We start from the raw sequence: 20,121 nt of genomic DNA, 5'->3' as shown, positions 1-20,121 counted from the left end.
TGCCGGACGTGTCGTCCTGCCGCAGAGCTCTCCTACCAGTGGACCCGCCCCGCTCTGGCTCACTGTTGCCTTTCCTGCCCATTTTGGAGCATCCGTTGTCCTTGCGCGTCTCTCTTCTCTCCGATGACGCTGTGGCCGTGGTTGGGGCCGCCTGTCGTCTGCCCGGTGGCGTCAACAACATCGACGATCTGTGGGGGGTGTTGTTGACCGGTCGCGATGTGGTCGGCGAAGTCCCTGCGGACCGCTTCCCCGTCGATGATTTTGTCGACAGTGGGCGTCGGCGCCCAGGTCAGTCCTACACGGCGAGCGGCGGCTTCCTGGAGGACATCACGGGCTTCGACGCGTCGTTCTTCACCGGCATCTCGCCGCGGGAGGCTTCCCGCATGGATCCGCAGCAGCGGCTGCTGTTGGAGATGGCGGTGGAAGTTCTTGACGATGCAGGCATGGACCCCGCCCGCATGGAGGGCTCAGACACGGCTGTGTTCGTCGGCTGTTCCAGCCATGACTACGGGGAACTGCAGCAATGCTCGCCTGAGTCCGGCAACGCCTACAGCGTCTCGGGTATGGCGGGGGCGATCGTCTCGAACCGCCTGTCGCACTACTTCGACTGGCACGGCCAGAGCGTCACGGTCGACACGGCGTGCTCCTCGGCACTGACCGCGCTTCACCAGGCATGTGAGCACGTGCGGACCGGGCGGTCGCGAATGGCGGTGGCAGGCGGTGTCAACGCGCTGATCAACCCTCACATTTTCGCTGGCTTCTCCGGTGCGTCGATGCTGTCTCCCACCGGCCGCTGTCGGGCGTTCTCCTCCCAGGCGGATGGATTTGTACGCTCCGAAGGCGGGGGCCTGGTGTTGTTGAAGCGGCTGGGCGACGCGCGAGCCGACGGTGACCGGGTGCACGGCGTGATCGTGGCCAGCGGCGTCAACAACGACGGCCGCACGCCCGGGCTGGCACTGCCCAGCAGTACGGCACAGCAGGCGCTGTTGTGGGAAGTCTACGAAGGTGCGGGTCTGGTGCCCGATGACGTGGCCTACCTGGAGGCCCATGGCACCGGCACGCAGGCGGGGGACCCGCTGGAGTGTGAGGCCATCGGCCGCGCTCTGGGGGTGGGCCGGAGCCTGGGTGCGCTCCCGATCGGGTCGGTGAAGAGCAACGTCGGGCACCTGGAGGCGGCCTCCGGCATGGCCGGTCTGCTCAAGGCACTATTGGTCCTCAAGCACCGGCAGATCCCGCCCACCTTGCACGCAGAAGACCTCAATCCCGCGATCGACTTCACCGGCCTGGGCGTGCGGCCGGTGACCCGAACCGAACCACTGGCGCATACCGGCCTGCCGCTGGCCGGGGTGAACTCCTTCGGCTTCGGCGGCGCCAACGCTCACTTGGTGCTGGCCGCCGACGCTCTCACCCACCCCGGCTCCGTGGCGACTCCTTCCGAGCCGGGCGGCCGGCTTCCGGTGGTGGTCTCCGCCCGCACGGCGGCCGCTCTGCGGGTCGCGGCCGAGCAGATGGCACACCATCTGCAATTTGCCGAAGACGGCGACTTCTACGACCTTTCCTACACCTCCACCTTGCGGCGCCGCCACCATGAGCACCGCGCCGCAGTCGTGGCCGGCAGTCCGCAGGAGGCGGCCGACGCTCTGTTCAGTCTCGCCAACGGGCAGGACGACGGAGCGGCCGTGACGTCGGTGGCGGGCCCGCCGGGCAAGGTGGCGTTCGTCTTCAGCGGCAACGGCTCGCAATGGGCGGGCATGGGCGCCGATCTCCTCGCCCAGGAACCCGTCTTCGAAGCCGCCGTACGAGCCGTCGATGCTGAGCTGCGGCCCCGCCTGGGCTGGTCGGTGTGCGAGGAGCTGGCGGAGGGCTCGCCGCGCCTGGCGCGTACCGAGATGGCGCAGCCGCTGCTGTTCGCGGTACAGGTGGGCGTGGTGCGGATGCTGGAGGACTTCGGGATCGAGCCGGACGCGGTGGTGGGGCACAGCGTCGGTGAGATTGCCGCCGCTCATGTCAGCGGCAGCCTGGATCTGGCTCAGGCATGCACGGTGCTGGCCGCGCGCAGCCAGGCACAGGCCGCGACCGCAGGCAGCGGCCGCATGGCAGCCGTCGGCTTGCCGGTGAGAGACGCGGTCAAAGAGCTGTTCGCCTATCACGGGCGGATCGAGCTGGCAGGTGTCAACAGCGACAGTGACGTCACGGTCGCCGGGCATCGCGAAGCATTGGCGGAGTTGGGGCGGCAGTTGAGCGGGCGGGAGGTCTTCTTCCGGGAGCTGGACCTGGACTATGCCTTCCACAGCAGCGCTATGAATGGCATCGAGGACCAGGTGAAGGACGCCCTGGCAAGCCTGCGTCCGGGCGCGCACCGGCGGCTGTTCGCCTCCACCGTCACCGGTGGCCTGCTGGACGGGCAGCATCTGGATCCCGGCTACTGGTGGCGCAACGTACGGGAGCCGGTGCTGTTCGCCGACGCGGTACGCGCCCTGGTTGATGAAGGATGCACGCGGTTCGTGGAGATCGGCCCGCACGCGGTGCTGGCCCCGTATCTCCGCCGTCTTCTGTCGGTCGGCTCAGCCCTGCCGACGCTCTGCCGCGACGAGCCCGGGGTGTCGGCAGTGCGCCGGGCAGCGACTTCGCTGATGGCGGCCGGCGTGCAGCCCGGGAGACGCTGTTTTCCGCACCCCGGGCGGCTGGTGTCGCTGCCGGCCTATCCGTGGCAGCGTGAGCGGCATTGGAACGGCACGGCCGACTGGTGGGCCGCCGTGCCGCAGGACAAGGCTGTCGTGCACCCGCTGCTGGGCCGGCGGGCGGCGGTCGCCGAACCTGTCTGGCATCAGACGGTTAGTGCCTCGCGCTTGCCGTGGCTGAGAGACCATCAGGTAGACGGCGGTGTGATCATGCCTGCCACTGCCTACGTCGAGGCCGCCCTGGCAGCCGGCTGGTACGCGCTGGGGGACCGTTGTGAAATGACCGACCTGGACATCGTCCGCCCGCTTGTCCTTCCCCGTGAGGACGACCCGGGCGTCCTGTCGGTGCAGACCTCCCTGTCCGTGGAGGACGGCATCGTCCAGTTCGCCTCCCGCACCGGGGCAGACGGAGAGTGGACACTCCACGCCCGCAGCCGAGTACGGCGCCTGGTCAGTCCCGCTGCCCCGGCCCTGGGCACGGCCCCTGCCGGAGAGGGTGAGAACGCCGTACGGATCGACGCCGCTGTCCACTACGAGCAGGCCGCCCGCGCCGGACTGGCCTACGGGCCCGCCTTCCGGGTGCTGACCAGCCTGCAGCTGAGCGAGAGCGAAGTCTGGGCCACCTACACCCTGCCCGCCACAGCCGTCGGCTCCCAGGGCGCGTTCCAGGCACACCCCGTGCTCCTGGACGGGGCGCTGCAGGCTGCCGCACCGCTGCTCGCCCGCGCCGCAGGTGGCCGCATGTTCCTGCCCACCGCCATGGGAGCCGTCCGCGTCTGGCAGCAGCCGGGCGCGCAGGGCATGGTGCACGTACGGCTTCGAGAACTGTCCGGCTCCGACGCCGTCGTGGATGTCACCGTGGCCGAACAGGACGGCAGCGTCACCGCGGAGATGGTCGGCTGTCGCCTGCGCGCCGTGACTGGGGCCGGCCGGTACCTGCAACAGCTGGCCACGGTGCTGAGGGCCGCACCCCGTTCCGGCCAACCCGCTCTTGGTCCCGTGCCACTGCCCATGCCCGCCTGGCAGGTCGCAGCAACCGTCGAAGAGCGGGCTCTGTTGGAACAGCAGCAACCCAATGACTACGGTGTTTTCGCGCCGATGGCGAAAACGGCTGCCAGTCACTGGGCGGCTGCCGGGTTCGCCAAACTGATGCACGGTGTCCGGGAGTTCGGCACGGAGGAACTGCTGGCAGCCGGAGTCCGCCCGCATTACATGGCTTACGCGCAGTTGGTGGCCGGCATGGCCGTCCGGGCCGGGCTTCTGGAGGAGGTGCCCGGCACACCCGCGTCCGGGCGGTGGCGGTTCACGGGGGTTGCGCCCGACGCGCTGCAGCACACGCGGGCGTGGGCGGGTCGGTGCCCACAGTGGGTGACTGCGATCGCCGTCCATACCCGGTTCCACACGCACCTGACCGACATCCTCACCGGCCGTACCGACCCGCGCGAGTTGCTGTTCACCGAGTCCGACCGGCACCTGGTCGACGGCTTCTACGCCGACACCCCGCAGATGCGCTTGCACACCCAGTACGTACGCAGTGTGCTCAGTACGGCACTGGCCGCGTGGCCGGTCGGCCGACCGCTTCGCATCCTGGAGGTCGGGGCCGGGACGGGCAGCCTGACCAGCGCCTTGCTGCCCATCCTGCCGCCAGAATTGACCCGCTACACCTACAGCGACATCTCCCCGGCCTTTTTCCCCCGCGCCCAGGCCCGCTTCGGCGACATCGATTTCCTTGACTACCGCACCTTCGACCTGAACCAGGACCTGGGCGAACAGGGCCTTGAGCCGGCCAGCTACGACCTCGTCCTCGCTTCCAACGTGCTGCACGCCACCAACGACCTGCGAGCCACTCTTGAACGCGTTGCCTCGTTGTTGGAGGAAGGCGGACAGCTGCTGGCCATCGAGAGCCACGACGAGGACATCATCGGTCCCTGCTTCGGGCTGCTGGAGGAGTACTGGTCCTTCACGGACACCGATCTGCGCACCAGCCCGCTGCTGCGCAGGCAGGAGTGGGCGCCGCTGCTGGGCCGGTGCGGTTTTAAAGAGGTAGCCGATATCGGCAGCAACTGCGTGGAAGCGGCCGCAGACTACTCCCTGCTGCTGGCCCGTCGCGGACCCCTCACCGCGACAACCACGCCGGAATTGCAGCCTTCTACGGAACCGGCCGGCGGGCGGGACAGCTGGAACATCATCGCGGAGGATCCCAGCAGTGACCTGGCCGGCGCTCTGGTCAGCGAACTGTCCGCAGCGGGAGTACATGCCGATGTCGTCGTGCCGCCAGGTGACCTGTGGGCGGCTGGCTCGGGCGCCTTGGATGTCGGGGCGCGGGTCGTCGTGCTGCTGTCACGTGGCGAGGGCGAGTCGGCAACCGCAGCGGTCACCCGTGCCGCCGGTCTGCTCAAGGCGGTGGCGGGGGCCTGCACTGCCTCCCGGCAAGAGAACACGCAGGTATGGCTGGTCACCGGGCCGACTGGGCTGTTCCCCGCACCCGAGGGCCCGGGGGAGCCGGTCGCTGCCGCGGTGTGGGGCATCGGCCGGGTCATGGCCAACGAGCACCCTTCCCTGACCATCCGGCGTATCAGCTTGGATACCTCCGGCGCTGTGACCGCGGACGCGAGCCGACTGGCCGCTGAGCTCATGGATCCGCCCGAGGACGACGAAATCATCCTCGGACGCCGGGGACGGTTCGCACCCCGCCTGCACCCCGTCCCCTCCCTCGCCAGCCCCGCGGGCCCGAGTGATCACTACCGTCTTCACCTCGGCCGCCCGGGACGCGGACGCCGACTGTCGTGGACTGCCCACAAACCCCTGAGCGCCGGGCCGGGTGAAGTCGTCGTACAGGTCAGGGCAGCGGCGCTGAACTACCGCGACGTCATGCTCGCGGAGGGCATGCTGCCGCCCGGTGCCGAACCCGCCACCGCCAGCGGGCCCCAGCTTGGCCTGGAATGCGCCGGTGACGTGGTCGGCGTCGGCCCCGGTGTGAGCAACCTGGCGGTCGGCGACCGGGTGTTCGCCTTCGGCCACGGCACACTTGCTTCGCACGTGCGGGTCCGCACCGAACAGACCGGGCTCATCCCCGACGGCACGTCCTACAACCAGGCCGCCACGATGCCCGCGGTCCACCTGACCGTGCAGCACAGCCTGGAGACTTGCGCACGCCTCACCGCCGGCGAAACTCTCCTGGTCCATGGCGGGGCCGGCGGCATCGGCCTCGCCGCCCTGCAGTACGCCCAGCACATCGGTGCGACCGTGATCGCCACCGCTGGAAGCCCGGCCAAACGCGATCTGCTGCGGATGCTCGGTGCCGCCCACGTGTTCAACTCCCGGGACCTGACCTTCGCCGACGACGTCCGGCAGGCCACCGGTGGCCGCGGGGTCGACGTCGTGTTGAACTCCCTGGCGGGTGAGGCCATGGCCCGCAGCCTGGAGTGCCTGCGCCCAGGCGGGCGTTTCGTCGAACTCGGCAAACGAGACATCTACGCCAATCAGCCGCTGCTGCTTCGCCCCTTCCGTAACAACCTGGCCTTCTTCGGCGTCGACATCACCCGCCTGCTCGCCGACACCCCCGACGAAGCAGCTGCGGCCTTCCGCACCGTCACCGACCGTGTCACCGCCGGCGTCTGCCGGCCGCTTCCCCACCAGAGCTATCCGGCACCGCGCATCGATGATGCCATGGCCGCTCTGCGCCATTCCCGGCACCTGGGCAAGGTCGTCATCTCCTTCACCGCCAGCTCCCCCGTCCGTATCGAACAGCCCGACGTTCCCAAACCGCTGGACGGTACGGGGACCTATCTCATCAGCGGCGGACTGAGCGGGCTGGGAGCGGCCACCGCACGGCACCTGGCAGCACGAGGTGCCCGCCACCTGGCGCTCATCGGCCGCCGCGGTGCGGCCTCACCCGAAGCGCCCGGACTGCTGGCAGACCTGGAGCGGATGGGCGTGGACGCGCAGGCCCATGTCGCAGACATCACCGACCCGGACAGTGTGCGCACCATTTTCCTGCAGGCCGACGCCTGCGGGCGGCCGGTCCGCGGTGTCATCCACGCCGTCCTGCACCTGGACGACAGCCCTCTGGAAGACCTCACCGCGGACCGCTTCGAAAGCGTGCTAGCGCCCAAGATCCGCGGCGCGGAGATCCTCCACCAGCTCACCATCGACCGTGACCTGGATTTCTTCGTCGCCTACTCCTCCCTCACCGCCCTGGTCGGCAACCTCCACCAGTCCCCCTACGTCGCTGCCAACCTCCACCTGGAGTCCCTCATGCGCGCCCGCCGGGACCTCGGGTTGCCCGGCCTGGCACTCGCGTGGGGCGGCATCAGCGGCACCGGCTACGTCGCCCGTACCCAACTGGAAGACACCATCGTCCGCTCGGGGCTCAGCCTCATCAGCCCTGACACGGCCCTGGCTGCCCTCGACCGGCACCTTAGCCGTGCCACCGTGACGGCAACCGTAGGCGTCATGGACTGGGAACGCCTCACCCAGCTCCTCCCAGCCCTGACCGTGCCGCGCTTCGCCGCACAACTGCGGCACCTCAGCGATCGCGCCCGCAACACCGCGACCCATGACTTGCGTCGGCGCCTGAATGCAGCTGACAACGACCAGTCACGCCTGGACCTGATCACAGACGCGCTCATCGGCGTCGCGGCGTACATCCTGCAGACCACTCCAGACCGCATCAACCCGGCTGCCAACCTCGCCGACCTCGGCCTGGACTCCCTCATGGGCGCCGAGCTCAAAGTGCTTCTGCAGCAGACCTTCGGCTGCGAACTGCCCCTGATGGAACTCATGGCCGCCGGCACCGTCAACGGACTGGCTCAACGACTACACCGCACTCTGCACCCCGCCTCCCAGCCCTGACAGCCAACGGCGCCGGGGCGCCCCTGCTTCAGGGATCGTCCCGGCACACCTGCACGCGAACTTCACGACCGTCCCTGACCCAGGCTGTTGACGTGCTAGCCGGCCCACACGGGTCGCTAGAACCCGGCCCTAGCCCGTCGCCGGGCATAGGAGGGAGCTACCCGGCGACGGCAGCAATCGTCGCCGGGGGCCATGCGCGGTCAGTCGTGGTGAGGGTGAGGTGAGGCGACTCATCCACCATTCTGGTGAACGCCCAGGGCAGCGGACGTCGCAGCGGCGGACGCTGCCCGCACGCTGACCCCGCTCACCCTGGCATCCGTGACCTCCAACCGGGGCACCACCAACGGCACCGCCAGCACATGAGGTGTCCGTGCCTCAAGGAGTACCGGCAGCAGCCCCAGCAGCAGGCCCCGCACCTGTCGGGCCTGCACCTCAAGCGGTCCCTGCAACACCAGCTGCGGTGCCCGCAGTACCCCAGAGGTGGTGTCGTGGACTCCGGGAAAGCGGAACACCGCACCATCCGCCCTCACCTGGGCTGCGCGAACGCGCAGCACCACGCCCGAACCGTTCGGCACCACGTCAAGAGTCACACCCGTCAAAACCAGGCGCCGCGCCGACAGTTCCGCCTCACCGGCCGCCGAGGAGGGAGCAGCCGAGCGCTTCTGCACCAGCGGGCTCAGGCACCGCAGCATCTGCCGCGCAGCCCGCCGTTCGTCCTGAGCGGCCCCCTTCCCTCGGCCGCCAGCACAGTCGGCGGGTGGCGGAGTGTGTCCAGGGCCGGTGGCAGCCCCCTTCCCGGCGATGCCCGTCTCGGCAACAGGTGGAGTGGAGGGGGCTGGGTTGGGAGACAAAGGAACTGCCAGCCAGGACGGCAATGCCGTCACCGCCGCGAGCGCGACCGCCCGGATCATTCCTGGATGCCGGTCTCAGACCGGGACGCCGGAAGGCGGGCGATCGCCAGTGAACCGGCCACCAAGCCGAGCAGCAGGCCCAAGCCCAGCCCACCGAAAGTCGTCGTGAACCACGAGGCCAGCGCCACCCCCATGATCATCAATCCGGTGCTCCGTGCCCGTTCCGGCCGACGCAGCAACCGGACCGCAGCCGCCACCCAAGCTCCTGCGGTCACCACAGGCAGTACCCCCCACGTCTGCTGCACCGCCAGGAACGGCACCTGCGCCAACGGCAGGACGAGGACCACACCGGCCGCCGAGAGCGCCAACGCCGCAGCCGCCCACGGCCGGCCCGCCGCCTGACTGGCGGGACGGTGGGTTGTCAGAAGCACTCGTGCCGCCCGGAGTCGACTGTCAGACGCATGCCCGTCAGATGGAACTGGCCCGCCGTCATCGAGCTTGTGTTCTGACGCAATCCGCGGATCACGATCCCCGACGCCTGCTGGCTGTAGGTGCCTGGTGCCCCCGCTGCCTGCGGCATCCGGCTGTCTGCGGCATCCCTGCCCAACTCCAACTGGGTGAATGACACATCGCCGCGCATCTTCTCCAAGTCGATCACCATCTCATCCACGCGCACCGGCTCGTCACGGCCCGCTGTCACCCGCAGCGTCACCTCGCCCAGCGGCGTTGGCGTGACCACCGACTGACACAGATCACGCAGTCGGGCCGACCGGATACCCGTCACCGCGACCGGGCGGCCGACCCCCTTACGGTCATGATCCAGCGACGCGTACTGCACGAACCCCTTACCGTCCAGCCGGGAAGCTGACACCTTGAACGCCGTCCCCGACACCGCGAACGACACTGGCACCCCAGCAGCCGCCCCCGCGAACGCCAACCCTCCCGCGCATGCCAGACCACCCGACAGACACCCCGCGAAGACGAACCAGCTGTAGCGACGCGAGCGAGGGGCGACACGGCGGTGACGCGCAGCGCCCACACTCTTCGACACGACGGCAATCCTTGGGGTCGCAGGAATGATCACCTCACCAACGAGTCGCACACGCCGCCGTCACGCCCCACCAGTTCACACCCTGTACAGACAGTTGTCGCGCATGCAGCCTCGCAAGGCTTCGAGGTACGCGCGTTGACCGAGCTCCTGGATGAAATCTGGGGCTGACTCGGGACCGCACCGAGCGACACATGGCGGTGTGACTGTCGGTCAGCGGTGCGCGGATACTCCTGCGTCAAGTAGTCGAAGGACGCATGGATCATGGCCGGGGCTGACGCGCTTAACCAGGCCGCCGCGGATCACGCCATCACGAAACTCCCACCCCCACTTCGTCTTGGCTCGAGCGGCACATCACGAACGGACGGCGCCGACCCGGCCGGAAAACGCACGTGTGGCAGACCGCCGGGCTGTCGGACCCCCAACCGAGGCGAGGGATGACGCCGTGCGCGAGCTGGTAGCCGTACAGGTGGCCCGGCACCGTGCCGCGTCGCGTCCTGCCCGGCCGCGAGGCGGCTCTGAGCTGGCGTGACCAGTGCTGGAGATCCCCCCGAAGAAGAACCAGCAGTCCGCAGTCGACGAGGTGCGGTAGACCTTGGCCCAGTAGCGGGCCTGAACAGACTCGTCGGCCAGCCAGGTCGCCCACTCAACCGCCGGTATGCGTACGGGCGCTGGTTCGCCGATGAGGGCAGGCTGTCCATCTACCAGAGCGGGCCCGGACCCGTTCACCGCCGCGAGCGGGAAGAGTCCGGGCCCAAGCTCGTTCTCAGACAGCATCAGCCCGGCTGCCGTCCGGCGTGAAGACCGGGGCCGTGGTGTCCGGGGGCGGGGGAGACGGGGCCGACGCTTCTGTCCGGGGCTTACGGGGGCGGCTGGAGCACGGGCGTTCAGCGCGAGCTCGCAGCACTTCGATGATCTCCTTCGCGCGAGCGGCGGTAACAGGCTTCGCCTCGCGTTCCAGTTCCTCCGCCGACACACCCAGCAGTTCCGCGACCAGCTCTGCTCGTTGTCAAACAGCCGCAGAGCTACAGCAGCAGCTTCCCGCGCCGCGACCAAGGGCTACTCCCGCAACCCGAACGACCCCGAGCTGACGATCCGGCATGAGGAACTGACCGAAGAGATCGAGCACTGGCAGCAGATCATCAAGGACGCCGAGGCCGAAGGCTTCAAGGTCTGGTCGAAAGCCGACTTCACGCGCGGTGACGTCGTTCTCTACCGCGGCACCTGGTACGAGGTCCTGCGCGTCAACCCGAAGTCGGTCACCATCCCGTATATCCACAACGGCACCGGCAAGCGCATCGTCCGCGCGACGGACAACCGGCACGACGGCTGGACCTGGACCGCCCCCTACGACGACGTATCCGGGCGCAGGAGCACCGCCGAAATGCAGCAGCCGCCCCAGGGCGAGGCCGCCCGGACACCAGGAGCAGGCCGAGCAGTCCCCGCCGATCGAGGAGCCGGTACCGGCGGCCGAGACGTGCCCCATGTGCCACTCCAGCCAGTGGCACGCGGAAGTACGCCGCTGCGCTCACTGTCACCACGCCCCCGAAGGGGAGCCGACCCCCGCGTCGGCCCCCGCCACAGGGGCGAACTGGCAGGAGCGCATGGCGCTGGTGCTCATCGCCTCGAAGAACTCCCGCCGATCCCGCAAGCGCGCCCTGTGGGCGATGACCCGCCGCGAGGCACAGGCCGTGTGCGGTGACCCCCGTACCTCCGGCCGCTCGTACATGCTCACTTGGACCGAGCGGCCCGGCACCGAAGGCGCCGACTGGGAATGGGTCCCGGACAACGGGAGCCTCGCCCCGGTTCTTGAAGACCTGGGCATCACCCCGCGCCGTCAATGGGCCCCCGCCCCGCAGGCCCCGGCCGCGTAACCACGCCCCGCCCGCCCCGGCGGCCGAGCGCGACGGGGCGGGCCCCTCTCTCACCAGAACAGGGCACCACTATGACCACTCAACTCCTCGAACGACCCACGACCGCTACCGTCCCCGACGCCGAAGCGGGCAGGCTCATCGTCCCCGCGACCGTGGGAACCACCACTGTCCCGACGTACCGCGTCAGCGCCCCCGACATCCAGTGCCGATACCTCGTGATCGTGGGTGAAGACCAGGTCATCGGCCGCGCCTACCGTTGGCACCGAGACTGGCTCGTCCTCACCACCGAGGGCGAACACAACCTCCGTCGCCCGCCGAAGGGCACCCCTGGCACCGACATGGCCGCCGCCCATCTCGCGGAGGAGTGCGCCGCCGGTCGGATCGGGGCCGTTCCCCTGGACCAGGTGCTCGCCGAGGCCCCCACGCCGCTGTGCGGGCCGGTGCCTCTCCTCCACCCGCGGATGCCGGTCAACGACCGCAATACCGAGAGCGCGCAGACCGCGTTCGCGGGACTCGTGGCCCACCACTGGCGTGCAGTCCTCACCGGGTTCCCGGGCAGCGACAACCACTGGTACCTCAGCTGTGAATTGTGCCCGTGGGAAGGCCCGAAGTTCTGGAGCCACCTGCGCGGGCGCAACGGAGAGCCGCCGAGCCCGCGCCGCCACAAGGGCGGGTGCATCGGAGAAGACAAGGTCCGCCAACTGATCGCCGCCTACCAGCAGTAGCCCGGGCCCGGGGCGGCGGCGGCACCGCGCCGCCGCCCCCGACTCCCCGAAGGACACCACCGTGCCGACCCGCCACACCCCCGAAAGCATCGTCATCGCAGACACCGCGGCCGCGATCCTGCAATGGGCCGCCTGCCACATCGAACACGTCGGCATTCACCAGGGCCTGCACCTGTTCGCCGGTCCGGGCCGTACGGCCACACTGGCGTGCTGGCCGCGCGGTGCCCTCGAAGTCGCTGCCGGTCGCGGGCGGGCAGCCGCCGGCCGGATGTACGACTGGGACCGCATCGGCCGTGCTCGCGATCAGGCGTTCGGCATCCTCGCGGAAACCCTCACCGGTCACCCCGTCGACGCCGACGAGCCGGACACCGCCAAGGTCCTGCACCGCGAGGTCCTCGACCGGTGGAGCGCCGAGCCCGGCCGCACCGCCGCCGACGCAGCCCGCGCATTCCGCACCGCCGCCGCCCGCGCCGAACACGCCCTGTTCTGACAGCCCCCACCCGCCATCATCCGAGTCATCGAAGGCCAGCAACGATGTACGAGACGACAGAAGACCGCAGCACCACCAGGACGCCGAGCCGCCGAGGAGCCGCTACCTCCAGCCGGGACGGCGTCCACCGGCTCAGCGTGCCTCTCAGCCCCCGGCTCAGCGCGACCGAGCTGATCCGCGCACTCCTCGCGGCCCCGGTGGAGACCGACCTTTCCACTCTCGACCCTGTGCTCACCCAGCACGGCTATGACGGGCTCGACCGATCGCCGTACTACCCGGAACTCGACCGCCACCAGGACGCCCGCCGCGCAGTGCGGCGCGCGTACGTCGGCCGATTCATCGACGCCCCCAACGAGCAGGCCGTGCTCGCTGATCCTCTCCGCGAAGTGCTCGCCGCCGCCGGAGGTGAGAAGTCGTGACTGCATCCGTCGCCGAACCGACCGGAGCACGGGAACGGCAGACGTACTACTGGCGAGTGCGCAACGCGCGGACACGCCAGCCACCCTCGAGCGCGGGACAGGCGTGGCACATCCAGCCAGGACACCCCGGCGGCGCGTACTGCGACCTCGGCCACGAGCTGGACCCGCCCGCACACCACACCCCAACCCTGCTCTCCCGCAGCCGGCCGACCGGCCGCCGGGGGGGGGGAGTAGGAGTTCCGGGGCGGATGCCTCGCCTGCGACTGGGAAGGCCCCGTCCACCGCGGAAGCGGGTACGGCGATGGCTACACCGAAGCAGTGGAGGACGCCCACGACCACGCGTTCCCCGGCTGGCGGACGCTGCCGCCGATCACCAAGGCCGGGGACCGGTGGGCTGTTCTGCAGAGCCGGAGCCGCTGGGCTCAGCTCACCTCCCAGTATCCGGCGGGCTGGATCGACCAGGACGCCGTCGGCCTGACCTGGCGCCGGTACCGCCGTGAGTCCCACATTCCGCCGCACGCAGGACACCCCCGTTACGAACTCCGCGTCACCCGGCCACCGAGCAACCGGGGCCGACGCCCCACAGACCAGGGCGCCCTCTTCTGATGACCGCCGTCCTCCGGATCAGGGCCCCACCCGCTCAACCCAAAGGTGGTTTAATTACCCCGCCGTCAGCGGAGCGGGCAACCTCCGACCGGCCGTGCGTCCCACAGGGCGCCACGCACCCCAGACAACAGATGACGGCCAGCGCACAAGGGCAACAAGGCGCTGGCCGTCAGTGTGCTCTCACCAGGAAAGAACCCAACCATGCTATGCGACCGACACCCCGACTGTCCCTAGACCGGCGACATCGCCCAGCTCAAGAGGGGGAACAGCATCGGCGCTGATCACGCCGACAGCTTCGTCATAGTCGAGGACTCTCCCCCGACCTGCCGACACCTCGTGCTCAACCTCCCTGCCGACCACCCCGGCCGCGCCGACTGAGCCGCCGCCGTCGCCGTCGCCCTGGACGACATAGCCACGCTCACCCGACTCGAACCGAGCGGCAGCCGTAGGTGGGCGCCGGCCCCGGAACCGGACGACATCCAGTGACCCCGCCGAGCGGTCACGAACCCGAAGAGGAACAGGAGGCGACCGTGCCCCGCAAGACCGGCCGCACGCTCTACTCACGAGCGGACCTGCGCAAGGCCCACGGCATCAGCGAGCCGACGCTTCAGAACCTCTGGACCGACCGGGAGAACAACGGACACCCGCCCGTCGCGGAGACCATCGACGGCGTTATGCACTGGGACGGCGACGTCAGGGCGAAGTGGCACCATGAGCTTCAGCGTCAGCGCGCCGCCGCGAACACCACCAACCCGCCCAAACTCGACGGCGATCCCGAAGAGATGGTGGGCCCGGCCGAAGCGGCGAAGGTCTGCGGGTTCGCCGACTCCGCCACCGTTTCCCACTACGTCAAGAACCCGCCCGAGGGGTGGCCGGCTCCGGACGATTGGGACGAGCTGCCGACCCGGCGGCGTCCGAAGTGGAAGCGCTGGAGGCTGTGGCAGTACCTCGCGGACCGGAAGGGCCGCGGTCACGCCGGCGGACGGCCCGCGGGTCGCCGCGGACTGGCCTACCCCTATCAAGGAGACGAGCGGCTGAACCTCGCGCGACAGGCCATCGCGGCGAACCCCGGCGCGACGAATGCCGAACTGATCCCCCAGCTTCAGGAGCAGACGGAGAAGACGTACTCCCGCCCGACGTGGAATTTGATCCTCAAGTCCGCCCGCGAGCACCCTGAGGAGTGACCCGTGCCCGACATCTGCTGTCCGCGGTGTGGTGGCCCGCTCGGTGATCGGCCCGCGCGTTCCCGGCTGACCGTTGATCGTGAGGTCTTCATCTGCACCCCTTGCGGCTTGGACGAAGCGGAACGAGGCGCGAGTGAACTGCCGCCCATCCCGTTCGGTGACTGGCCCGTGAAGTAAGCGTCCTCCAGACATGAGGGCCGCCCCCTTCGGGGCGGCCCTCATGTCCTCTTCGTGAGACAGGGTTACGCCAAAACGTCGATGCGCCCTCGGCAGGCGGCACGGATCGCCTGGAGGTCGGCCACGGCGAGCTGTTGCATGGTCTCGTCGTGATGGGGTGTGTCAATGACCGTCATCAGTGTGCGCCCCAGCTCCGTGATGGATTCGGTCGGAAGCACGAAGGAACCGGCCAGGTGAAAGCCCGTGTCGACCCGAGTGAGGAGAGTTGCTTCCAGGACATCCCAGGCACGCCGAGCAGCCGCCTGCTTGTCCTGCCGATCGGTGTCTGGGGCGCGGGCGAGTTCTTCCAGGGATCGGATCATCTCCTGCGTGCGCAGATGCAGAGTGGTGCAGATCCTCCGCACTCGGGCGAAGACCTTCAGAGTTACGGCGGCTCCGGCCGCGCCCAAGGTGAGGGTCGCTCCCAGCAGAACCGGCCGGAACCGCGCATCATCCTGGGTGTACTGCATGAACCACAGCACGCCAATCAGCCCGCACCAGAGGGCGAGGGCCCGCACCGGCGCAGCTCTGCCGAGCCGGCCTCGAAGGCGTTCCACCGCGAAGTTGCTCGGCTCAACGCCAGTCCCGTATACGAACTGAAGGCACCACACCAGCAGCAGCAGCCCGGCAGCCTTTCCGCGATCGTCCGGCGCCGAGGCCAGGGCCAGCCACGCGAACAACGTCACGAGGGTGAGGTAGTACGCCAGGGGAGCGGCGGTGAACCGGCGTTGGCTCTCCTTGGGCAGCCCCTCGTACCAGGGCTTGAGCAGCCAGAGCACGGGTAGTGCGAGCGCCACGCTGACCGGGAGCTGAACCATCAGCCAGACCCTGGAGCCCGTGGCGATGGCTGCGAACATGAGCATGGGCACCGCGAAACCGAGGCCGGTCGCGATAGCGAACTGCTGGTTCTCGGTCAGCCCTCTGACCCGCCTGGGTATCTCCAGCGCGCGCAGGCGCTCTTTGACGTTGGGCACGGGTGGGGCCTTCCGAGATCTTGTGCCGTCTATCGGCACGACGGCCCACCAACCTATGGCGCGGCACTGACAACAGCTTCTTCACCCTGGGCGAGGGCTGTTGGTCGAGCCGTCCCCGGTTCGACTTGATCGCCCCGCTCGTCGATGCGCCTTGAGGAACACCCCCCCTAACCCGTCTTTCAGAGGTCACAGTGCGATCAGCCGTCCCAGCATGTGTTGTCTGCGGGCTCCGTTCTGTGTTGAACGTGCCCTCTCTTGACACTGCGGTGGCAGCTTTTGCGCGACGGCCACCGCAGGGGGTTATGCGGTGGCCGTGTCTGGGTTGGGGGTGTGCGCGACGAGGGCGTGGGCGGCTGTGGGGTGGGCGGGCAGTAGGGTGCTCAGACCGGTGAGGTCCAGCAGCCGCTCAAGGCGGCCGGGGACGGCGGCGAGGGCCAGGGTGCCGCCGCTGGTTTTGGCGCAGCGGTAGATGCCGATGAGGGCGCTGAAGCCCGTGGAGTCGCAGAAGGTGACGGCTGAGAGGTCCAGGATCAGGTGCCGGTGGCCTTGTTCGATCAGGGCCAGTGCCTGGGCGCGCAAGCGGGGGGCGGTCGTCATGTCGAGTTCCCCGGCGATGTGGACCAGGGCGAGGTCGCCGTCGGTGTGCTGTGTGGTGAGGCGGAAGTCGGTCACGGTCGGCTCTCCGGCGTCTCGCCGACGGGGGCGATGGTGTGGGCGGTGGCGCTGGCGGTGAGGCCGTCCGCGTCGCGTGCGAGGGGGACGGACAGGGCCAGCAGGGCGACGTCGTCACCGGCCCCCTGGGGTGTGGCGTCGATGAGGTCGACGGTGTCCCCAATGACCTCCGCCGCGCTGATGGGCCCGGTGCGTGCGGAGAGGAAGCGGGTCAGGCCCTCTTCTCCGATCATTTCTCCGCCCAGGGTGCGGGCCTCGGTCAATCCGTCGGTGTAGAGGAGCAGTCCTTCACCCGGTGCGAGGTGGAGGGTGTGGGAGGCGAAGCGGGCCTCGGCGAGGGCACCGATGAGCATGCCGCCCTGCGGGCGCACCGCCTCCACCGTCCCCTGCCCGCGTAGGTGGTAGGCCGGGGGGTGTCCGCCGGTGGCCACCGTGACGGTGAACCCGTCCTTCTTGTGGGGTTCCAGGGTGCCGAAGACGGCGGTGCAGAACCGGGTACCGACGGCCGGGTCGAGGAGCAGTGCCGTGTTCAGGGAGGTGAGGACTTTGTCGGGGTCGGGGTCGATGAGGGCGGCGGCGCGCAGGGTGTAGCGGGTCAGGGAGGTGACGGAAGCGGCTTCGGGGCCCTTGCCGCACACGTCTCCGAGGAAGAACGCCCACCTCGTGTCGTCGAGAGGGAAGACGTCGTAGAAGTCCCCGCCCACATCCTGCGGGGAGGCGGTGGCGTAGTGGCAGGCCAGTTCCAGCCCCGGGACCACCGGCAGTGCCGGCGGCAGCAGGGTGCGCTGGAGGGTGGAGGCGAACGCCTGTATGGCGGCCATGTCGCGCTCCGCGCGCTCACGGGCCTCCTCCTGCTCGACGCGCCTCTCCTGCTCCCCGCGCAGGGTGTTCAGGGCCGCCAGGCGCATCTCGAGCTCATCGAGCACGATCGCAGCCAGATCCGCGAGGGTGTCGGTGTCATCCTCGGTGATCAGGCGCGGCTTGGTGTCGAGGATGTTGACGGTGCCCAGCCGGTGCCCGTCACGGGTGGTGATCGGCGCGGCGGCGTAGAAACGGACGCCCATCGGTCCCGTGACCAGGCCGTTGTTGACGGCGACGGGGTCAGTGAGAGTGTCGGGGATCACCAGGGTCTCGTCGGCGAGGATCGCCGAGCCGCACAGGCCCGGCTCCCGGCTAATCTCGCTAACGCCCTCCAGGCCGTGGGCGGCCTTGAACCAGATCCGGTCCTCGTCCACGATCGTCACGCTCGCCACCGGCACCTTGAACAGCCGGGCGGCCATCGCCGCGACGCGGTCGAACGCGCCGTCGGGTGGGGTGTCGAGGATGTCGTAGCGGCGCACGGCGTTCATCCGGGCCGCTTCTTCCACCGCACTAAGCGTCTGGCGCCCCGGCTTGCCCGCCGGGCTGGTCGCGTGTCGCGCTTGCGGCATGTTTGCCTTCCTTGACGCACCGGCCTCGGTGGCCAGCGACCGTCGCAGCCTAGACCGGCCTCCTCTCGTCAAGAAACCAACGTTTTCTGAGGACCGGCCGACGAGCTCCGAGAGAGGCTCCAGAGCCTTCAACCACTCCCTCAAAACCCCGGCCTTCCGGCCGTATCCGGATCATGCCGGACCTGCGTACGCCACCGGTTCGGCGAAGGTCCCCCCCGGACGTGTGGATACGGGCGCATACCACTGACACTTCGGTTCACGGGGAGGGTGTCGGCGGAGAAGCGCCGACGGCCGTCGAACGGCTGTCTCGGCTACGGGAGGACGAGGCGCTGACCGCCGCGCACGTCCGTACGGTCGCGGACGCGCCGGAGGTCTCCAAGCGGACGGTGTGGCGGTGGCTCGCGCCGCCGAAGCCCGTAGAGCCGGCCGCGGGGTCTCGCTGACAACGCTCAATGTTCGATGACACGGGACAGCGGCTACCCGACCGCATCGGGTGTGATCCGGCTACCCGACCACATCGGGTCAGCACAGATAGGGCGATACTTTTGGCTCGTAAATCGAACATGTGGTCTATTTGAACGTATGGACCGTGACCGCTTCCCCAGTGACCTTCTGAAGGATCAGATCGCCTGGTACCTGACCTACGACGAACTGGCCGTTGACCCCGCCGGGGCGCAGACGGCGGCGCGACGTCGTCGCCTGCTGGAACTTTCCCGCCGCGTCGCGGGGCACCCCTTCTGGAAGATGCCTGCCGGGACGCCTGCCGCCCGGATGGCTCTCAAGGAGATCGCCCGCACCCAGCCTGAGGCGGGCTCGTGACACGCGCCGTATGGAAGCCTGCCGCTGAGCAGCGCCATGAACGGCTGCGCAAGCAACGTGCATGGATCGCCGAGTACGGCGAAGAGTCATCCGTGCGTGAACTCGCAGGGGCCGTCGGCATCTCCCCGTCCACCGCAAGTCTCCACCTGACGCGGATGCGAGACGACGGGATAGACATCGGCACCCGCAGAGTACGCAGTCGCCGCTGCCCGCACTGCGGGCGCTGAAGGGAACCCGCCCTGCTCCGCGAAGCCGACCCTTGGTGCTGCTGACAGCCGGCGTCCGAGCACCCTCAGCGGTCGATGGCTGGCACTTTGTCCAGGCCCGTCTCACGCACGATGCGTTTCACCGTGTTGTCCAGGCCGCTGCTGGCATCGATGACGGTCTCGACGCCGCTGGGCAGCAGGTCCCGCTCGCGATACCAGTCACGCAGATGCTCGTCGGTGACCTGGGCAAGGTATTCCGGGTCGGCCTTCATCGCGTGACGAACCAGCGTCTCCTGGAGTGGCACGTCCAGGTAGTAGCACCGAGAGATGCCGCGGTGGTCGCGCACGAGGTCTTCCAGCATCGCGGCATACCGGTCGGCGTACAGAATGCCCTCGACGACCGTGTGGAATCCGGAGTCCAAGGCGTAGCGGGCTGTCATGCCGATCAAGCCGATGTTGGCTGCGCCGGGACGGTCGCGCTCGCGCAGCACAATGCGGCGCAAGTTGTCCTGGCCGACCAGGGCCAGGTTGCGGCCGAACTGATCGCGCAGGCCAGCAGCGATCGCAGACTTCCCCGAGGCGCTGTTCCCGCGCAGAACGATCAATCGCGTCTCTTCGCTTCCCACCATCACGACCGCACCATATCGATGGCCACTGACATGCATGGGTGAGCGATGGCCACGCTCCGGTCGGGCGCCGCGGGACCGAGCGCCGCCGAACGACTGCGGCTCGGTCTCTTGGCCGGAGGCTTGGAGGAGGCGGCCCGACTTGAGACGGGCTGGGGTCTCTCCCTGGTCACGATCGCAGGGGCCGGATACCACCTGGATCGTCTTCTGGATGCCCTCGATGCTGCGGAACTGGCGCAACGGGGGGCTCTGGCCTGTACGTCGGTTACAGTCCGCGGTGATGGCTAGTGCTCGGCGCTGATCCTGCGGGGGTCAGGTTGCCTTGAGCGGGGGGGGGGGGGGGGGGGGGGGGGTTTTTTGGCCCCCCCCCCCCCCTTGTCTCCCCCTGTTCTCCTAAAAGAAGTTGCCCTCTCTTCTCTTCTCAACACGGTCCCTGCGGGAACCGC

Annotated in this window: 16 protein-coding genes and 3 pseudogenes; 12 read left to right on the top strand and 7 right to left on the bottom strand. The window is 69.1% G+C overall.

What is annotated here, in order from left to right; translation table 11 throughout:
• Window positions 1–131 precede the first annotated feature (131 nt).
• Window positions 132–7,535, top strand: coding sequence for an SDR family NAD(P)-dependent oxidoreductase (locus tag ACZ5U5_RS02730; protein ID WP_469015338.1), 7,404 nt, complete (start codon window positions 132–134; stop codon window positions 7,533–7,535).
• 230 nt (window positions 7,536–7,765) lie between these two features.
• On the opposite strand, the gene ACZ5U5_RS02725 is transcribed toward ACZ5U5_RS02730, so the two are convergent.
• The 3 genes from ACZ5U5_RS02725 to ACZ5U5_RS02715 form a co-directional block, all read right to left on the bottom strand.
• Window positions 7,766–8,203 carry a hypothetical protein gene (locus ACZ5U5_RS02725; RefSeq protein ID WP_469015337.1) on the bottom strand — a complete coding sequence of 146 codons (438 nt, stop codon included), beginning with the start codon at window positions 8,201–8,203 and terminating at the stop codon, window positions 7,766–7,768.
• A 239-nt stretch (window positions 8,204–8,442) separates the two neighbouring features.
• A complete protein-coding gene (locus ACZ5U5_RS02720; RefSeq protein ID WP_469016880.1) occupies window positions 8,443–8,733 on the bottom strand; it encodes a DUF6114 domain-containing protein in 291 nt (96 codons plus the stop codon).
• Window positions 8,734–8,807: 74 nt separating this feature from the next.
• Window positions 8,808–9,290, bottom strand: a complete 483-nt coding sequence (locus ACZ5U5_RS02715) for a DUF6230 family protein (protein WP_469015334.1) — start codon at window positions 9,288–9,290, stop codon at window positions 8,808–8,810.
• 1,150 nt (window positions 9,291–10,440) lie between these two features.
• Here ACZ5U5_RS02715 and ACZ5U5_RS02710 point away from each other — a divergent pair.
• From ACZ5U5_RS02710 to ACZ5U5_RS02670, 9 genes and pseudogenes are all read left to right on the top strand, one after another.
• Window positions 10,441–11,136, top strand: coding sequence for a hypothetical protein (locus ACZ5U5_RS02710; RefSeq protein WP_469015332.1), 696 nt, complete (start codon window positions 10,441–10,443; stop codon window positions 11,134–11,136).
• Window positions 11,102–11,308, top strand: coding sequence for a hypothetical protein (locus ACZ5U5_RS02705; RefSeq protein WP_469015330.1), 207 nt, complete (start codon window positions 11,102–11,104; stop codon window positions 11,306–11,308). Before ACZ5U5_RS02710 ends, ACZ5U5_RS02705 begins: the two co-directional genes overlap by 35 nt.
• 71 nt (window positions 11,309–11,379) lie before the next feature.
• Window positions 11,380–12,033, top strand: coding sequence for a hypothetical protein (locus ACZ5U5_RS02700; protein ID WP_469015328.1), 654 nt, complete (start codon window positions 11,380–11,382; stop codon window positions 12,031–12,033).
• Between the two features lie 61 nt (window positions 12,034–12,094).
• Entirely contained in the window at window positions 12,095–12,523 is a 429-nt protein-coding gene (locus ACZ5U5_RS02695; protein ID WP_469015326.1) for a DUF6197 family protein, read from the top strand.
• Window positions 12,524–12,567: 44 nt separating this feature from the next.
• A complete protein-coding gene (locus tag ACZ5U5_RS02690) occupies window positions 12,568–12,942 on the top strand; it encodes a DUF6181 family protein (RefSeq protein ID WP_469015324.1) in 375 nt (124 codons plus the stop codon).
• Window positions 12,939–13,151 (top strand): annotated as a pseudogene (locus tag ACZ5U5_RS02685) (DUF6349 family protein); the annotation flags it as partial. The gene ACZ5U5_RS02690 and the pseudogene ACZ5U5_RS02685, both read left to right, overlap by 4 nt.
• Window positions 13,152–13,188: 37 nt before the next feature.
• Window positions 13,189–13,548, top strand: a pseudogene (locus ACZ5U5_RS02680) (DUF6349 family protein); the annotation flags it as partial.
• Window positions 13,549–13,791: 243 nt separating this feature from the next.
• Window positions 13,792–14,034 (top strand): annotated as a pseudogene (locus tag ACZ5U5_RS02675) (DUF6211 family protein).
• A gap of 44 nt (window positions 14,035–14,078) precedes the next feature.
• Window positions 14,079–14,732 (top strand): hypothetical protein, encoded by a 654-nt coding sequence (locus ACZ5U5_RS02670; RefSeq protein WP_469015321.1) that lies wholly within the window; start codon window positions 14,079–14,081, stop codon window positions 14,730–14,732.
• A 242-nt stretch (window positions 14,733–14,974) separates the two neighbouring features.
• Here ACZ5U5_RS02670 and ACZ5U5_RS02665 read toward each other — a convergent pair whose 3' ends face one another.
• From ACZ5U5_RS02665 to ACZ5U5_RS02655, 3 genes are all read right to left on the bottom strand, one after another.
• Window positions 14,975–15,922, bottom strand: a complete 948-nt coding sequence (locus tag ACZ5U5_RS02665; protein WP_469015319.1) for a hypothetical protein — start codon at window positions 15,920–15,922, stop codon at window positions 14,975–14,977.
• 300 nt (window positions 15,923–16,222) lie between these two features.
• Window positions 16,223–16,594 (bottom strand): STAS domain-containing protein, encoded by a 372-nt coding sequence (locus tag ACZ5U5_RS02660; protein WP_469015318.1) that lies wholly within the window; start codon window positions 16,592–16,594, stop codon window positions 16,223–16,225.
• Complete coding sequence (locus ACZ5U5_RS02655) at window positions 16,591–18,024, bottom strand: PP2C family protein-serine/threonine phosphatase (RefSeq protein ID WP_469015316.1); 1,434 nt, start codon at window positions 18,022–18,024, stop codon at window positions 16,591–16,593. Before ACZ5U5_RS02655 ends, ACZ5U5_RS02660 begins: the two co-directional genes overlap by 4 nt.
• A 582-nt stretch (window positions 18,025–18,606) precedes the next feature.
• Here ACZ5U5_RS02655 and ACZ5U5_RS02650 point away from each other — a divergent pair.
• Entirely contained in the window at window positions 18,607–18,843 is a 237-nt protein-coding gene (locus ACZ5U5_RS02650; RefSeq protein WP_469015313.1) for a hypothetical protein, read from the top strand.
• Window positions 18,840–19,070 carry a winged helix-turn-helix transcriptional regulator gene (locus ACZ5U5_RS02645; protein WP_469015311.1) on the top strand — a complete coding sequence of 77 codons (231 nt, stop codon included), beginning with the start codon at window positions 18,840–18,842 and terminating at the stop codon, window positions 19,068–19,070. The genes ACZ5U5_RS02650 and ACZ5U5_RS02645 overlap by 4 nt, the downstream gene beginning before the upstream one ends.
• Before the next feature lie 65 nt (window positions 19,071–19,135).
• Here the strand turns inward: ACZ5U5_RS02645 and ACZ5U5_RS02640 are convergent, their stop codons facing one another.
• Window positions 19,136–19,678, bottom strand: coding sequence for an AAA family ATPase (locus tag ACZ5U5_RS02640; protein ID WP_469016877.1), 543 nt, complete (start codon window positions 19,676–19,678; stop codon window positions 19,136–19,138).
• Window positions 19,679–20,121 lie beyond the last annotated feature (443 nt).

It is taken from the genome of Streptomyces sp. NPDC033177, from assembly GCF_055577715.1.
Note: the sequence above shows the minus strand (reverse complement) of the source record. Positions and strands in the feature narration are given on the sequence as shown.